Source organism: Mycobacterium sp. 20KCMC460 (assembly GCF_022179425.1).
GTDB classification, from domain to species: Bacteria; Actinomycetota; Actinomycetes; order Mycobacteriales; family Mycobacteriaceae; genus Mycobacterium; species Mycobacterium kiyosense.
On the sequence record NZ_AP025524.1, the window covers coordinates 6,249,390 to 6,264,831 of the forward strand.

Consider the following 15,442-nt stretch of genomic DNA (forward strand, 5'->3'; position numbering starts at 1 on the left):
GCGAAAAGTTACTCCACACACGCCCAATATGACAGTAGTTAGAAGCGGTTTTTAAAACTTTCCGTACGGAACCTGTGCTCCAAACCGGGTGACGGTTTCGTCAATTAGCGACGGTGGCCGCTGTCGCTTCGATCAGCGCTTCGGCGAACATCTCCAAATCCGCGGCGGTGGTATCGACGTGCGGAGAGATGCGCAGCACGGGCGCAGTCAACTCGAGCGGCGCCCGCGGTATTCCGGCGAAAGTGGTCAGAATGCCGCGTTCGGCCAGCAACCAGGACCGCACCCCGTCGGGATCCGCGCCGTTTAGCGGCGCCAAAGTTGTTATAGCGCTAGGCTCTTCGACCTCCTCGACCACCGCCCAGCCCGGCACATCGGCCAGCAGCCGGCGCGCCAGCGCACCCAACTCGGCCAGCCGAGCCTGCACCGACTCCGGGCCGCCCGCCAGATACTCCCCTACTGCCACCGAAAACCCCACTCGCGCAGCGACATTGGCTTCACCGAAGCCGAACGGCACCGGCAACCGCGGCGTCAGCCCCGCCATCAGCTCGACCCGCCCCACCAACACCCCCACCCCGCGGGGCCCGGCGAGCCACTTACGCGAGGACGAATAGGTGACGTCGGCGCCCACCGCGCAATCGATCTGACCCAACGCCTGGGCGGCGTCCACCACCAGCGGCACGCCGATCTCGCGGCACAGCTCCGCCACCATCGCCAACGGTTGCACGGTGCCACGATGACTGGCCACCGGCGTCAAATGCACCAGGTCGGGCGGATTCTCCTGCAACTGCAGCGCGGCGTCGTCGAGCGCCAGCCGGCCGTCACCGAGTGTCGGCAGCCGGCGCACCTCGAACCCGTGCGCGCCCATCACGGTCAGGTTGGGACCGTACTCACCGGGTAGGCAGGCCAGCGTCCGCCGGTCGGCCGGCCAACTGCCCAGCAACAGATCCAGCGCATGCAACGATCCGGTGGTGAACACGACGGTGGCGTCCGGCAGGCCGCACAGGGATGCCACCGCGGCACAGCCCGCATCCAGGACCGACGCGGCCGCCTCGGCAGCCACGTAGCCGCCAACCTCCGCTTCGTGCACGGCGTGCCGGGCCGCCGCATCCAGCGCGGCGAAGCTCTGCCTCGAGCAGGCCGCGTTGTCCAGGTGCAGGCCGGCGAACTGCGGTCGAGCATCCCGCCATCGCTCGGCCAGCGGCGCACTCATTTCGCAGCCAGCGAAAGACCGAAGTCCCCGGCTTCGTCGGTCCACCACCGGGTCGCCTGCAGACCCACCTCGGCCAGTTCGGCGCGGACCGCGTCCGGCCGGAACTTGCAGGACACCTCGGTCAGCATCTCCTCGCCGGCCTCGAAGTCGACGGTCAAATCGAGCGCAGCGACCCGCACCCGCTGAGCGCGAACCGAGCGCAACCACATCTCGATGCGTTCCTCCACGGCGTTCCACCGGGCCACATGCTGGTAGGCGTCGACGTCGAAGTCGCCGTCGAGTTGGCGGTTGATCACCGCCAGCACGTTGCGGTTGAACCGTGCCGTCACACCGGCGGCGTCGTCGTAGGCCCGGACCAACCGTTCGGCGTCCTTGACCAGGTCGGTGCCCAGCAGCAGGCTGTCCCCCGGTCGCATCACGTCCGACAGCGTTGACAGGAACTCCGCACGCGGGCCGGGAGTCAGATTGCCTATGGTGGAGCCCAGGAACACGAACAGCCGGCGCCCGGCGCCGGGAATCTCGGCCAGGTGTTCCTCGAAATCGCCACAGACAGCCCGGATTTCGATGCCGGGGTATTCGCGCTGAATGGCCGCCGCGGCCGCGGCCAACACGCCGGCGTCGACGTCGAACGGCACGAATCCGCGCAGCGCCCCGCGGTCGCGCAGCGCGTCGAGCAGCAGCCGGGTCTTCTCCGAGGTGCCGCTACCCAACTCGACCAGGGTGTCGGCCCGGCTGGCCGCCGCGATCTCGGCGGAACGGGCTCGCAGTATGGCGGCCTCGGTGCGCGTCGGGTAGTACTCCGGCAACCGGGTGATCTGGTCGAACAGGTCGCTGCCGGCGTCGTCGTAAAACCACTTGGGCGGCAACGATTTCGGGGTCTGCTGCAGACCGACGAACACATCCCGCCGTAACGCGTGCAGGGCGGCGTCTTCGGCGAGGTGATTCGACAGTGTCAGCGTCATCAGGATCCTTTCGGCTTTCGGTCCAGCGGCGTCATCGTCACGCCCCCGTCGTCGACGTGCACCAGGTGGCGATCCGGGACGTCGGCCCAGGCGGGGTCGTCGTCGTAGGGCTCGCTGGCCAGCACCACCCCGTCGTCGCGGCGCAGGATGAACAAAGTGTCGCCCCAGGTAGTGGCGAGCAGTCGAGAACCGTTGGCCGCCAGGATGTTCAGCCTTGCCTGCGGGTCGTCGGCGCCGATGGCCAGCACGGTCTCGCCCAGTGCGTCCAGCCCCGCGGCGAAAATCGTTGCCGCCAAAACCGCGCTGTCACAAACGGACTCGGCCTCTCTGGTCAACGGCAGCACGGCGCGGTCGACGACACCGTTGTGCGACAACAGCCAGCGCCCGTCGGTGAACGGTGCGGTCGCGCTGGCCTCGAGCGGCATCCCGACGGTCGCGGACCGCACCGCCGCCACCACGCAATGACTGTGCAGCGCAGGGGCAATCGAGTCGAATGAGCTGTCACCCCACAGCGGGGCCGCGCTGCGCCAGCGACGTGGTGTGCCACCGTCGGACACCGGATCGAAGAAGCCCACACCCCAGCCGTCGGCGTTCATCAAGCCGTGCTTCTGCCGGCGCGGCGCGTACGACTGCACCCGCAGCCCCTGCGACGGATCGAGCACCAGCGAGGAAACTGCGACCCGCGCGCCCAGCCAGCCCAGGTGCCGGCACATCAGACCGACCACGCAAGGCGCACACCGGAAAAGATCTGACGACGGTACGGGTGATCCCAGTTGCGAAAGCTGGGCCGCAGAATGGCCGCCTCCACCGCCCACGATCCGCCCCGCAACACCCGGTAGTCGCCGTCGAAGAACGGCTGCGAATAGCGTTCGTAGATCATCGGCACGAATCCGGGCCACGGCCGCAACGGCGAGCTGGTCCACTCCCAGACGTCGCCCAGCATCTGCTCGGCCCCGTACGCCGACGCCCCGCAGGGGTAGGCGCCGACCGGGGCCGGGCGCAGTGCCGTACCACCCAGGTTGGCGCGGTCGGCGGACGGCTCGTCGGTGCCCCACGGGTAGCGGCGGCGGGAGCCGGTCGCCGGATCCCAGGCGCACGCCTTCTCCCATTCGATCTCGGTGGGCAACCGGGCACCGGCCCAGGACGCGTAGGCCTGTGCCTCGAAGTAGCTGACATGCTGCACCGGCTCGTCGGCGGGAATGTCCTCGACGTGACCGAACCGGGTCCGGGTGCCGGCGTTCCAGAACTGCGGGGCAGTCAGGCCAGCCTGCTCCCGGTGCTGCCAGCCGCGGCTGGTCCACCAGCGCGGCTGCGCGTAGCCGCCGTCGTCGACGAACTCGCGCCATTCAGCGTTGGTGACCGGCACCCGGCCGATCCGGAACGCCGGAACGTCGACGACGTGCGCGGGGCGTTCGTTGTCCAGCGAGTACGGCTCGTCGGCGAGGTCCACACCCAGCACAAAGGGGCCGCCCGGTACCAGCACCGAAGTGCCCTGGATCCCGGGTCGACCGGGCGGCAGGCCGGCGGTGTCCCGCAGCAGCGGTGGGCCCGTGCGCAGGTTGAGGGCCTGCAACATTGTTTCGCCGTGCTGATTCTCGTGGCTCACCACCAGGCCGAACTGAAAATCGTCGGCATCGGCCGGTAACGCGTCCAGGGCCTCGAGAGCGGCCGAACGAACGGTGCGGCAGTACGACCTCGCCTGGGCCGGGGACAGCAGTGGCAGCTGCACCCGGCTGGCGCGCGAGTGCACGAACGCGTCGTACAGCCCTTCCACCTGCGGGGGCAGCATCCCGGGCCGATCCGGATTGCCGCCCCGCAACAGCCACAGCTCCTCCTGCTGACCGATGTGCGCCAGATCCCACACCAGGGGACTCATCAACGGGTCGTACTGCCGCCGCAGTTCGTCGTCGCTGAAATCAACCAACCGCAAGGTGCGGTCGCGCGCCCGCTCCAGGTCGTCGGCAAGCCGCTGCCGTGCGATCACAGCTCCCCTACCGCTGCCCGGGCAACCGTTGCGGCGATGCCGTGCGCCACCACCCGGTCGGCGAAGTCATCCGCCGGGCAGCGGCCGGCTTCGACACCGGCGATCAACCGCTGCATCCCGTCTGCCAGCGACTCGGGCGCCCGCTCAGCCGCGATCGCCACACACCGGTTGGCGGCCGCCCACAACCGGCGATCACGCAAACCAAGCCGGGCCGCGGTGTCCCAGGCCGTGGCGACCGGCTCGACCGCCTCGGCCGCCAGGTCGGCGGCGACGGGGTCGTCGAGCAGGGTGGTCAGCATGAACACCAGCGCGGGCCAGATGGCCTCGGGCACGCTGTCCAGATAGCGGACCTCCAGCCACTGCCGCGGCCGGACCGGCGGGAACAGCGTGGTCAGGTGATACTCCAGGTCCGCGACGGTGGGGCGGCGGTCCCCGAGCTGCACCAGGCCGTCCACCCAGTCGGTGAACGCCACGTAATGCGTCACCGGCACGGCGTCGGGAGCGTGCACCAGCATCACCGGGGCCTTCAACGCGTACCGGGCCCAGTCGGTGCCGGGGTCGTCGCCACTGACGGCCAGGATCGGCCCGCAGCGCGCGGAATCCATCTGGCCCCACACCCGCTGACGGGTCGACTGCCACCCGGAGAACTCGCCGCTCAACATCGGCGAATTGGCGGCTATCGCGACCATCGTCGGCCCCAGAGCGTGGGCCAGCCGCACCCGGGCCGCCCAGCCCGCCCGCGGCCCGGCGTCCAGGTTCACTTGGATCGATGCTGTCGAGGTCATCATCGCCGCACCTGCTGCGCCGCTGTGGCTGGCGGCGAAGAACTGCTCCATGGCGCGGTAGCGAGCGCCCGGGTTGATCCGAGCGGGCGGCCGCAGCGGGTCCGCGCCTAGGAAAACCAAGCCGAGCCCGGCATCGGCGAATGCGGAGCCGAGCACCGCCTGGTCGGTGCGCATGGCCGCGATAGCCGGCAGCACACCGTCGGCGGGCGGACCCGAAAGTTCCACCGCGCCACCGGGTTCCACCGTTATGTTGCTACCGCCGGGCAGCCGGCGCAGCCATTTGATGACGTCGGAGATCTCGTCCCAACCCGGCCGGCGGCGGGGATCGGCAGGGTCGAAACAGTGCGCTTCGAGTTCCAGGCCCACCCTGCCCACCGGACCGTCGACCAAGCATCCTTCGGCGATGTGCCGGGCGGCGGCCGCCGAGCCGGTCAGCTCGGTGTCGATCAGTTCCAGCTGCGGCGCCGCAGCGGTGGTGGTGGCGATGCGTGTCATGTCACGCTCCCTCCGGGGCAGCTAGGCGCTGGGCGCGCAGCTATCGGAACGATAACCACCATCACTACATCTTGCAGATGGGTCCGACATATTCCCGTACGGTTTGGGTGCACGGGGTAGACAAGTACCCAATTTCCGGACCGTCTACTGGCTCGGCGCGGCCCAGCGGATCAGCCGAGGTTCGCCCGCACCCCCTCCTCGACCTTCTTGCCCAGATCGGGGTCGACGTTGCGCCAGTACTCGAACACCCGCGATAGCACCGGCTCCTTCACGCCCTTGGAAACATGGCCGATGATGTTGGTAGCCAACCGATCCCGGGCTTCGTCATCGAGCACTTCGCGCACCAGCGTGCCCGCCTGTCCCCAGTCGTCGTCCTCGGCGCGCAGCGTGTACGCCGAGCGGATCATCTCGCCGTCGGCAAACCAACGCACCTCGGCGGCACGGCGCGGATCCGCGTGCGGCCCGCCGAAGGAGTTCGGCGCATACACCGGGTCGGACACGTTCTTCATCCGCATCGCGCCGTCCTTGGAGTAACTGTTCACCTCCACCTTCGGCGTGTTGACCGGAATCTGCTTGTAGTTGGTGCCGAGGCGGGCGCGGTGCGCATCGGCGTAGGAGAACCCGCGCGCCAGCAGCATCTTGTCGGGGCTCAACCCGGTCCCGGGCACGATGTTGTTCGGTTCGAAGGCAGCCTGCTCGATCTCGGTGTGATAGTCGGTGACGTTGCGGTTCAGCGTCATCTTGCCGACGTCGATTAGCGGATAGTCACCGTGCGGCCACACCTTGGTGAGGTCGAACGGGTTGAACCGATAGGTCTTGGCGTCCTCGAACGGCATGATCTGGACCTTCAGCGTCCAGGACGGGTGATTGCCGGCCTCGATCGACTCGTACAGGTCCCGCTGGTGGTAGTCGCCGTCCTCCCCGGCCAGCCGGTCGGCCTCGTCCTGGGTCAGAAAATCGATGCCCTGATCGGTGATGAAGTGATACTTGACCCAGACGATCTCGTCGCTCGCGTTGATCCAGCTGTAGGTATGGCTGCTGTAACCGTTCATGTGCCGCCAACTCTTGGGGATACCACGGTCCCCCATCAGCCACGTCACCTGATGTGCCGACTCCGGAACCAGAGTCCAGAAGTCCCACTGCATGGTGTGGTCACGAACGTTGCTGGCCTGCAGGCGCTTCTGGGAGCGGATGAAATGCTGGAACTTCATCGGGTCGCGGATGAAGAACACCGGGGTGTTGTTGCCCACCATGTCGAAGTTGCCCTCGCTGGTGTAGAACTTCAGCGCGAAGCCGCGCGGGTCGCGCCAGGTGTCTGGGCTGCCCCGCTCGCCGGCCACCGTCGAGAACCTGGCGAGCATCTCGGTCTTGGTGCCCGGCTGGAACACCGCGGCCCGGGTGTACTGGCTGACGTCGTTGGTCACCTCGAACTGACCGAACGCGCCGCCGCCCTTCGCGTGCGGCTGACGCTCCGGGATGCGCTCACGGTTGAACTGCGCCATCTGCTCGATCAGGTAGTGATCCTGCAGCAGAATCGGCCCGTCGGGCCCGATGGTCAACGACTGCTCGTCGCTGGGAGCGGGGGCGCCCGCATCGGTGGTGGTGTAGCGCTCCGTCATCTCGCTACCTCCTTTAACTGGGCTGTGTTAACGGAAGGTCAAGAGCGGCACGGTATTTGACGACAGACGCGGAGCAACTCGCCGAATCCGGCCGACATCACTGGGTTACCCGTCAACCCCGCGCCGAAACGGCGCAGTCAGCGGCCCGGCGGGGTCGGGGGTGCGCTCGGGGGGGAAGTGGGCGACTGAGCAGGCCCGGAACTCGGCGGTCCGCCCGGTCCGCCCGGGAATCCCGGGCCCATGCCCGGAGGCGGCGGCCCTGGGAATCGGTACTGGTAGCCGGGGCCGCCGGGGCCCTCAGGTGCGTAGTAGCCGTGATGGTGATGCCAGTGACGGTGGTGGCAGCTTCCGCCCCACAGAAGTGCGGCACCGACCATGAACAGGGTCGACACGATGAAGATGGTGCCGGCGACGATCACCACCCACGCCGCTGCCGCGTAGAGCCGGGGGGGCTTTTCCCGGTAAGGCGGGGGCACGGGCTCGGCGTAAGCAGGCGGAGCTGGCGCGGCTGGCGGTGGTGCTGCATCACTCATGTCTTCGAGCATTGCTCAGCGCCGCGACGAGGTAAAGGGCTGCTACCGCAAAGTTGCCATGAATTGATGTAGCCCGGCGCTCGAGTGAGCGCCGGGCTATCGGTGACAGGTTTGATCAGCGGCCGGGAGCCGGGGACGGAGTGGCCGAAGGCGAGACGGACGACGGCACCTGGGCCGGCCCGCCCGGGCCGCCGGCGCCGCCGGGTCCGCCCGGACCCACTTCGGGGCTGCCGCCGCCGCGGAATCCGCTGCCGGGGAACCCGCCGTGATGCATCATCGCGTGCTTGTGGTGATGACCGTGGTGGTGGCCGCCGCCGTGCCCAGCCATCAGCCCCAGCCGGAAACCGGTGAAGAAGATGACCGAGACGACGAAGGTGATGCCGGCGACGATGGCGACCCAGGCGGCGGCCTTGAAGACCCTGGGTGTCCTGTGCTCGTGCACTTCGGTTGCCGGAGGCGTTGCTACCGCGGTAGAGGTCCGCGTGGTTGGGGTGTCAGAAATTTCGCTCATGACACAGATGATGGCGGGGCAACCAGTAGTGATCGCTATGGAGAACTTATGTAGCAGCTATGAGCGCGTGCCCGCTCAATAGGGCAGCCGGCCCACGTTGGTGGTGAGGATTCCCGCTACCCCGGTGCCGCTGTTGAACAAGCCCGACAGGAACCCGCTGGCATCACCAATCGGCAGGCCCAAGAACAGCTCAGAAATTCCGGTGTTGAAGAAACCGGACGTGAATCCGCTGTGCACCGAACCACCCGCCACCGAATTTCCGAAGCCAGAACTGCCACCGGTGCTCGGAGCCGGGCTGATGGAATTGTTGAAGCCGGAGACGAAATAGCCACTGTTGCCGTAGCCCGACACCGTCTCACCGGAGTCTGTGGTGACGCCGAATCCGGTGTTCACCGCGCCCGAATTCCACGATCCCGTGTTGATGTTGCCGGAGTTGCCGCTACCGGTATTTGCACCGCCGGAATTGCTGAACCCGGTGTTGGTGGGGCCACCATTGCCGAAGCCGGTGTTGAAACTGCCGCCGTTGCCGATGCCGGTGTTCACACTCCCGCCGTTGCCGAAGCCGAAGCTGCCGGCTCCGGAGTTCCCGAGGCCGATGTTGGCGGTGCCAGAGTTACCTATCCCCGCGGTATGGACCCCATATCCGCCGGACGTGTCGACACCGGAGTTGAAGATGCCGATGTTGCCCGAGCCGGAGTTGAAGAACCCGATGTTGTTGGAACCGGAATTCCCGAAGCCGATATTGCCGGTGCCGGAATTCAAGCCGGCGAGGACGAACTGGCCTGTTGCCGAGTTGTAGTACGCGCTGCCGACTCCGATCAGGTTGTTCCCGGTCAGCCCGAAACCGATGTTGTTATTGCCGGTGTTACCGGCCCCTTGATTACCGTTGCCGGTATTGCCGATGCCGAGGTTGTTGTTGCCGGTGTTGCCCAATCCGACGTTGTTGTTCCCCTTTGACGGGATCGGCGATAACGGCCCTCCGGCGCCCAACGGTCCACTGTTGCCCATACCGATATTGCCCGAGCCGATATTTCCGCTGCCGAAGTTGGCGCTGCCGATGTTGCCGCTGCCGACGTTGGCATCGCCGAGATTTCCGCCGCCGAAGTTGCCGCTGCCCTTGTTCCCGCTGCCGATGTTGGCGCTACCGGTGTTGCCGTTGCCCAGGTTGCCGGTGCCGGACTTGTTGCCGATCCCGACGTTGGGCAGACCGCTCAACAGGTTCTGCAGCACACTCTGCGCCGGGCTCAACTGCGCGGCGGCCGCGGACACACCGGTGTAGTAGTCGAACATCGCGGCGACATCCCTGGTCCACATCTGCTCATAGAACGCCTCGACAGTGGCGATTGCGGGCGCGTTGAACCCCAGCCAATTCGATCTGACCAACTGCACCAACGCATTTCGGTTCGCTGCAATCTCCAGCGGATGCACGATCGCCGCCCGGGCACTCTCGAACACACCGGCGACCGCATCGGCCTGGCCGGCCAACGAACCCGCGTGCGCCGAGGCGGCGGTCAGGAAACTCGCATAAGGCGCCGCGGCGGCGGACATCGCCGCTGCCGCCGGGCCCTGCCAGGCCTGACCGCTCAATCCGGAGACCACCGACGAAAAAGATCGGGCGGCGGAGTCCAATTCCTCGGCCAGACCCGCCCAGGACGCGGCGGCCTGCAACATCGGTGCCGATCCAGCACCGGTGAACAGGCGCAAGGAGTTGATCTCCGGCGGCAGAATCAAGAAGTTCACGAGTTGGACCTCCCCACGTGCGCCCGATCACGACGCCCTAACCCTATGAGGAAGATGGCGAGAAGGTTTGATATTCGTTTGAAAACCGTCTGAATTGTTCTACAACTGCGCAGCCAGCAGCTCCGCGATCTGGATCGTGTTCAACGCGGCGCCTTTACGCAGGTTGTCTCCCGAGATGAACAGCGCCAGACCACGCCCGTCGGGAACCCCGGGGTCCTGGCGGATGCGGCCGACCAACGATTCGTCGATGCCCGCGGCGGCCAGCGGGGTCGGTACGTCGACCAGCTTCACACCCGGGGCGCCGTCGAGCAGCTCGCGCGCCCGCTCCGGCGAGATCGGTCGGGCGAACTCGGCGTTGATGGACAGCGAGTGCCCGGTGAAAACCGGCACCCGCACGCAGGTTCCGCTGACCAGCAGGTCGGGAATGCCCAGGATCTTGCGGCTCTCCGAACGCAGCTTCTGGTCCTCGTCGGTCTCGCCGGAGCCGTCGTCCACCAACGACCCGGCCAGCGGCACCACGTTGAACGCGATCGGGGCGACGTATTTGCGGGGGGCCGGGAAGTCGACGGCGCTGCCGTCGTGCACCAGACGTTCCGCTCCGTCGATCACCGCGCGCGCCTGGGTCGCCAACTCCTCCACCCCGGCTACGCCGCTACCCGAAACCGCCTGGTAGGAAGACGCGATGAAGCGGGTCAGCCCGGCTTCCTCGTGCAGCACCTTGAGCACCGGCATCGCGGCCATGGTCGTGCAGTTCGGATTGGCGATGATGCCTTTGGGTCGGTTGTGCGCGTCGCGCTCGAAGTTCACCTCGGAGACCACCAGCGGCACGTCGGGATCCTTGCGCCACGCCGACGAGTTGTCGATCACCGTCACCCCGGCAGCGGCGAACCGCGGCGCCTGCACCTTCGACATCGCTCCGCCGGCGGAGAACAACGCGATGTCCAGGCCTGTCGGGTCGGCCGTCTCGGCGTCCTCGACCTCGATCTCCTGGCCGCGGAACGGCAGCTTGCGACCCTGCGAGCGGGCCGAGGCGAAAAAGCGCACCGACGAGGCCGGGAAGTCGCGTTCGTCGAGCAGCGTGCGCATCACCTGGCCCACCTGACCGGTGGCACCCACTACACCGATGGCGACCATTAGCGCCCCGTCCCCGCATACACCGTGGCCTGCTCCTCACCGCCGAGGCCGAACGCCTCATGCAACGCCACCACAGCCTTGTCCAATTCCGTGTCCCGGCAGAGCACCGAGATGCGGATCTCGGAAGTGGAGATCAGCTCGATATTGACGCCCACCGCGGCCAGGGCCTCACAGAACGTCGCGGTGACGCCAGGATGGCTGCGCATGCCGGCACCGATCAGCGACACCTTGCCGATGTGGTCGTCGTAGAGCAGCTGGGTGAAACCGATCTCCTCTTTGAGCGAGTCCAGTTTGGCCACGGCGGTCGGTCCGCTGTCGCGTGCGCAAGTGAAGGTGATGTCGGTCTTGCCGTCCTCGACCTTGGAGACGTTCTGCAACACCATGTCGATGTTGACGTCGGCGTCGGCGACGGCCCGGAACACCTTGGCGGCGTAACCGGGGATGTCGGGGATGCCGACGATGGTCACCTTGGCCTCGCTGCGGTCGTGGGCCACTCCGGTCAGGATGGGGTCTTCCATGGGTATGTCCTTGATCGATCCGACGACGACGGTGCCTAATTTGTCCGAGTACGACGACCGGACGTGCACCGGAAGGTCGTAGCGGCGGGCGTATTCGACGCAGCGCAGCATCAGCACCTTGGCGCCGCAGGCCGCCATCTCCAGCATTTCCTCGAAGGTGACGGTGTCCAGCTTGCGGGCGTTGGGGACGATGCGCGGGTCGGCGCTGAAGATGCCGTCGACGTCGGTGTAGATCTCGCAGACATCCGCGCCCAGCGCCGAGGCCAGCGCGACGGCGGTGGTGTCCGAGCCGCCGCGGCCCAGCGTGGTGACGTCGCGGGTGTCCTGGCTGACGCCCTGGAATCCGGCGACCAGAACGATGCACCCCTCCGCAAGCGCGGCCTGCAGCCGGCCGGGCGTGACCTCGATGATCTTGGCGTTGCCGTGCGTGCCGGTGGTGATGACCCCGGCCTGCGAGCCGGTGAAGGAGCGGGCGTGGGCACCCAGCGATTCGATCGCCATCGCGACCAGAGCGTTAGAGATGCGCTCGCCGGCGGTCAGCAGCATGTCGAGTTCGCGCGGCGGCGGGACCGGGCACACCTGCTGGGCGAGATCCAGCAGATCGTCGGTGGTGTCCCCCATCGCAGAGACCACCACGACGACGTCGTTGCCCTGCTTCTTGGTCTCCACGATCCGCTCGGCAACGCGGCGAATCCGGTCGGCGTCGGACACCGAGGATCCGCCGTACTTCTGCACGACGAGCGCCACTGTCAATTCTTTCGTTCGGATTGGCCGCACTGGGTGCGATCGAGTAAGCACAGAATACTTGGGGCGGCTCGGCACGGACGATCGGCTGTTGCGCACCTATCGGTGCAAGCTTATGGTGAGGAAGCCTTTCCGTCTCACTGCTTTGATGGCGGCCAAATTATGAGCGGCATCATTCCGCGGCTCTACTCGCCTGTCACCGGTCCAGCACCGGCCGTCACAGGTGGGACCGCTGGCACCGACTGTCCGGGATTGGTCGCCGAGCCCGCCGATAAATCTCCCGGCCGTGGCGTGCTTGCCGGTGCGTTTACGCTCCTCGAAGCGCTTGCTCAAGCCGACGACGGGTTGGGGCTCACCGCTCTGGCGCGCGTAAGTGGTCTGGCGAAGACCTCCGCGCACCGGCTCGCGGAGCAACTCGTCGAGCTCGGTGCCGCGCAGCGAGTCGGGCAGCGCTACTACGTGGGGCCACGGCTCGGGCGCATCGGCCAACACTGGCAGCCTGACCCCGAGCTGAGGAAAATCGCCCATGCCCCGGTGCACGACTTGGCCGTCAGCTCAGCGTGCGAAATGTCGGCGCTGGTCGTTCTCTACGGCGACAGACTGCGGGTGATAGCCGCCACGGCGCGGCGAGGCTGCACCTTCTACCCCGATGCGCTCGACCGAGAAACCGTGGCTCGCACGGCCGCCGGCCGAATCCTCTACGCAGTGCGACCCGGGGATCCCCCACCCCCGTCCTGCTGGAAGTCGCACGAATGGCAACAACTTCGCGAGCAGCTCCTCGATGTACGCGCGACCGTGTCCGACCTTCAGGACACAATGCCCGGGACCTGTTCAGTGTCGGCTCCGGTGCGGAACCGTCACGGCGAATGTCTGGGCGCGGTCTTCGCTCTCGAGTACGCGGCTGGCCCATCCCCGAAGCTCGGTGAACTGGTGCTGCGCACGGTCCGCCGGATCGAGGCCGCGTTGCCCTGAAGGACGGGCGGCGGTCCGCTGAGCGGAACGCTTACTTGTCTCATCATTGTGGCGGGTGTGGGGTGAGCAACCTCGGGGAACTGACATGGAGAACGCAGCCGACCTGGGCTACGAACTGCATGGCAAAGATCAACCGGAGCGCCGATCATGCCCTCTGAGGTACCGCCACCCCGAAAGAGGTCGGCCTACCCGAACACACCAGTGATCAACACCGCTCCTGGACCCGTGCTGATCACGGGCAGCGGATTCCTGCCCGGCCGCTCGGTGACCCTCCGGATCTTCACCACGGGCGAGGACGTCGTCGACTACCTCACCTACACCGCCGATCCGAACGGACACCTGTCTGCCGCCCTGCACGAGGCCGTGATTGCGGGCGAGGCGCAGATCACCGCGACCGACCATCGATTAGATCCGTACGGCGATGGCGGGTTGCTCTGGAGCAACGCCGTTGTCATCGCCCACCCCGGCCTGACTCAGGGCTAACTCACACGGTCCGCTGAGCGGACCCAAATGTTGCACGGCGACACGGCCTGGGCGCCCAATACCACTGGAGCTCGGAGCAACAGCCGTCCCAGGCGTCGCTGAGCTTCCCGAACAAGGGGGAGCAATATGCCATTACCTCTTACCTATCCAGGCGTATACGTCAATGAACTGCCGAATCCCGTGCGGCCGATCGTGGGCGTGCCGACGTCCGTTGCTGCGTTTGTAGGACTCGCCCCGCAGGGCATAGTCGACTACCCGTTCCAAGTGAACTGCTGGGCGGACTACGAGAACCAGTTCGGCGGCCTGGACAGCGATTGGCCGATGAGTTACGCCGTCTACCTGTTCTTCCTCAACGGAGGCGCTACCGCGTTGATCGTGCGCGCCGACAACCCAAGCGACACCACGAATTACTCCGTGGCCTCCCTCTCGCTGTCCTCCGACATCACGCTTCAGGCCAGCTCGCCGGGCGCCTGGGGAACCAACCTGTGGGCCACGGTCGATACCACGGCCCTAGTCAATCCGGCGGTCAACCAGTTCAACCTGACCATCCGGCAGGTGCAGCAATCGACCTCGGGAGCCCAGGTGGTGTCGCAGGAGGTCTACGCGGGGGCCAATCTGATCAAGGGCACACCTCAGTACCTGCCGACGCTGCTGGCGGGATCGCGACTGGTCACTCCCGCGGCGACAAATGGATGGACCAAGGCCCCCTCGAACACACCGAGCGGCACGTCCGTACCGGGCACGTCGACCCCGGGCGCACAGTTCGCGGCGCCGAAACCCGCAGCCCCAGCGGACCCCGCCGACGACGCCGATGCACAGCCTCCCGTCCCGCTCGGCGACCCCGCCAAGAAAACCGGTATCTACGCGCTGACGAAGGCCGATATTTTCAACATCCTCTGCCTTCCGGTCGATCCCGCGAACACCTACGATCCGACCACCATTCTTGAGCCCGCCGCCGCGTTCTGCGTGCCGCAGCGGGCGATGCTGATCGTCGATCCGCCGAAGGAATGGGCGTCGGTCGCCCCCCTCGACTTCCACGCCATCAGCACTAATCCACCGCTGACACCCAGCGCGAATGCGGCGGTCTACTACCCCAACCTCACGCTCCCCGACAACACCGGCGCCACCATCACCGTCGGGCCCTGCGGCGCGGTGGCAGGCGTATGGGCGGCCACCGACAGCGGCCGCGGCGTCTGGAAGGCGCCGGCCGGTACCGCCGCCGCCATCACCGGAATCACCGACTTCACCGCGCACATCGACGACGGTGAGAGCGGGACCATCAACCCGCTGGCGGTCAACGGGTTGCGCACCATGCCCGCAGCCGGGCCGGTGATCTGGGGTGCGCGAACCACAGTGGGCGCCGACCAGGCCCAGAACCAGTGGAAGTACCTGCCGGTGCGCCGGCTCGCCCTATTCATCGAGGAGTCACTGCGCCGCGGGACCCAGTGGGCGGTGTTCGAGCCCAACGCAGAGCCGTTGTGGTCGTCGCTGCGACTGAACGTCACCGCGTTCATGCAGGGCCTGTTCCGCAAAGGGGCGTTCGCCGGCTCCACACCCGCCGACGCCTACCTGGTGCAGTGCGACGTCAACAACAACCCCCCGGATCAGGTGGCTCTGGGCATCGTGAACGTCTTGGTGGGTTTCGCACCGCTCTACCCAGCCGAGTTCGTGATCATCAACATCCAGCAGCAGCAGCCCGGACAGTCGTAGGCCCAGGAGGAACGATGGCGGAGTTCAGTGTCAATGCCCAGC

At 66.9% G+C, this 15,442-nt stretch carries 14 protein-coding genes; 3 read left to right on the forward strand and 11 right to left on the reverse strand.

Annotated elements, in window-relative coordinates:
• Positions 1 to 100: 100 nt before the first annotated feature.
• From egtE to MKCMC460_RS28995, 11 genes are all read right to left on the reverse strand, one after another.
• The gene (gene egtE / locus MKCMC460_RS28945; protein WP_236978739.1) at positions 101 to 1,210 is read right to left on the reverse strand and encodes an ergothioneine biosynthesis PLP-dependent enzyme EgtE; all 1,110 of its coding nucleotides are present in this window, start codon (positions 1,208 to 1,210) and stop codon (positions 101 to 103) included.
• Positions 1,207 to 2,172 carry an L-histidine N(alpha)-methyltransferase gene (egtD, locus tag MKCMC460_RS28950; protein ID WP_236978740.1) on the reverse strand — a complete coding sequence of 322 codons (966 nt, stop codon included), beginning with the start codon at positions 2,170 to 2,172 and terminating at the stop codon, positions 1,207 to 1,209. Before egtD ends, egtE begins: the two co-directional genes overlap by 4 nt.
• Positions 2,172 to 2,885, reverse strand: coding sequence for an ergothioneine biosynthesis protein EgtC (gene egtC / locus MKCMC460_RS28955; protein WP_236984476.1), 714 nt, complete (start codon positions 2,883 to 2,885; stop codon positions 2,172 to 2,174). Before egtC ends, egtD begins: the two co-directional genes overlap by 1 nt.
• Entirely contained in the window at positions 2,885 to 4,156 is a 1,272-nt protein-coding gene (egtB, locus tag MKCMC460_RS28960; protein ID WP_236978741.1) for an ergothioneine biosynthesis protein EgtB, read from the reverse strand. Before egtB ends, egtC begins: the two co-directional genes overlap by 1 nt.
• Positions 4,153 to 5,436, reverse strand: coding sequence for an ergothioneine biosynthesis glutamate--cysteine ligase EgtA (egtA, locus tag MKCMC460_RS28965; RefSeq protein ID WP_236978743.1), 1,284 nt, complete (start codon positions 5,434 to 5,436; stop codon positions 4,153 to 4,155). Before egtA ends, egtB begins: the two co-directional genes overlap by 4 nt.
• Positions 5,437 to 5,606: 170 nt before the next feature.
• Entirely contained in the window at positions 5,607 to 7,055 is a 1,449-nt protein-coding gene (locus MKCMC460_RS28970; RefSeq protein WP_236978744.1) for a catalase, read from the reverse strand.
• A gap of 137 nt (positions 7,056 to 7,192) precedes the next feature.
• Positions 7,193 to 7,600, reverse strand: a complete 408-nt coding sequence (locus tag MKCMC460_RS28975; RefSeq protein WP_264894215.1) for a hypothetical protein — start codon at positions 7,598 to 7,600, stop codon at positions 7,193 to 7,195.
• Positions 7,601 to 7,703: 103 nt separating this feature from the next.
• Complete coding sequence (locus MKCMC460_RS28980; RefSeq protein WP_236978746.1) at positions 7,704 to 8,099, reverse strand: hypothetical protein; 396 nt, start codon at positions 8,097 to 8,099, stop codon at positions 7,704 to 7,706.
• Positions 8,100 to 8,174: 75 nt separating this feature from the next.
• Positions 8,175 to 9,839, reverse strand: a complete 1,665-nt coding sequence (locus MKCMC460_RS28985; protein ID WP_236978749.1) for a PPE family protein — start codon at positions 9,837 to 9,839, stop codon at positions 8,175 to 8,177.
• 99 nt (positions 9,840 to 9,938) lie between these two features.
• On the reverse strand, positions 9,939 to 10,973 hold the full coding sequence (locus MKCMC460_RS28990; protein ID WP_236978754.1) for an aspartate-semialdehyde dehydrogenase: 1,035 nt from the start codon (positions 10,971 to 10,973) through the stop codon (positions 9,939 to 9,941).
• Positions 10,973 to 12,238, reverse strand: a complete 1,266-nt coding sequence (locus MKCMC460_RS28995) for an aspartate kinase (RefSeq protein WP_236978756.1) — start codon at positions 12,236 to 12,238, stop codon at positions 10,973 to 10,975. The genes MKCMC460_RS28990 and MKCMC460_RS28995 overlap by 1 nt, the downstream gene beginning before the upstream one ends.
• A gap of 249 nt (positions 12,239 to 12,487) precedes the next feature.
• On the opposite strand from MKCMC460_RS28995, the gene MKCMC460_RS29000 reads away from it, so the two are divergent.
• The 3 genes from MKCMC460_RS29000 (at position 12,488) to MKCMC460_RS29010 (ending at position 15,400) form a co-directional block, all read left to right on the forward strand.
• Positions 12,488 to 13,207: an IclR family transcriptional regulator gene (locus tag MKCMC460_RS29000; protein ID WP_236978757.1), complete on the forward strand. Its 720-nt coding sequence runs from the start codon at positions 12,488 to 12,490 to the stop codon at positions 13,205 to 13,207.
• A gap of 225 nt (positions 13,208 to 13,432) precedes the next feature.
• Positions 13,433 to 13,690 (forward strand): hypothetical protein, encoded by a 258-nt coding sequence (locus MKCMC460_RS29005; RefSeq protein ID WP_238305144.1) that lies wholly within the window; start codon positions 13,433 to 13,435, stop codon positions 13,688 to 13,690.
• Between the two features lie 126 nt (positions 13,691 to 13,816).
• Positions 13,817 to 15,400, forward strand: a complete 1,584-nt coding sequence (locus MKCMC460_RS29010) for a phage tail sheath C-terminal domain-containing protein (RefSeq protein WP_236978764.1) — start codon at positions 13,817 to 13,819, stop codon at positions 15,398 to 15,400.
• The last annotated feature ends 42 nt before the right edge of the window (positions 15,401 to 15,442 follow it).

What these genes read in the sequence shown, in the direction of transcription:
- MKCMC460_RS28990 (WP_236978754.1), bottom strand. Translation starts at nt 10,973, where the DNA reads ATGGTCGCCATCGGTGTAGTGGGTGCCACCGGTCAGGTGGGCCAGGTG.
- egtD (WP_236978740.1), bottom strand. Translation starts at nt 2,172, where the DNA reads ATGACGCTGACACTGTCGAATCACCTCGCCGAAGACGCCGCCCTGCAC.
- MKCMC460_RS28975 (WP_264894215.1), bottom strand. Translation starts at nt 7,600, where the DNA reads ATGCTCGAAGACATGAGTGATGCAGCACCACCGCCAGCCGCGCCAGCT.
- egtA (WP_236978743.1), bottom strand. Translation starts at nt 5,436, where the DNA reads ATGACACGCATCGCCACCACCACCGCTGCGGCGCCGCAGCTGGAACTG.
- MKCMC460_RS28980 (WP_236978746.1), bottom strand. Translation starts at nt 8,099, where the DNA reads ATGAGCGAAATTTCTGACACCCCAACCACGCGGACCTCTACCGCGGTA.
- egtE (WP_236978739.1), bottom strand. Translation starts at nt 1,210, where the DNA reads ATGAGTGCGCCGCTGGCCGAGCGATGGCGGGATGCTCGACCGCAGTTC.
- MKCMC460_RS28970 (WP_236978744.1), bottom strand. Translation starts at nt 7,055, where the DNA reads ATGACGGAGCGCTACACCACCACCGATGCGGGCGCCCCCGCTCCCAGC.
- egtC (WP_236984476.1), bottom strand. Translation starts at nt 2,885, where the DNA reads ATGTGCCGGCACCTGGGCTGGCTGGGCGCGCGGGTCGCAGTTTCCTCG.
- MKCMC460_RS29010 (WP_236978764.1), top strand. Translation starts at nt 13,817, where the DNA reads ATGCCATTACCTCTTACCTATCCAGGCGTATACGTCAATGAACTGCCG.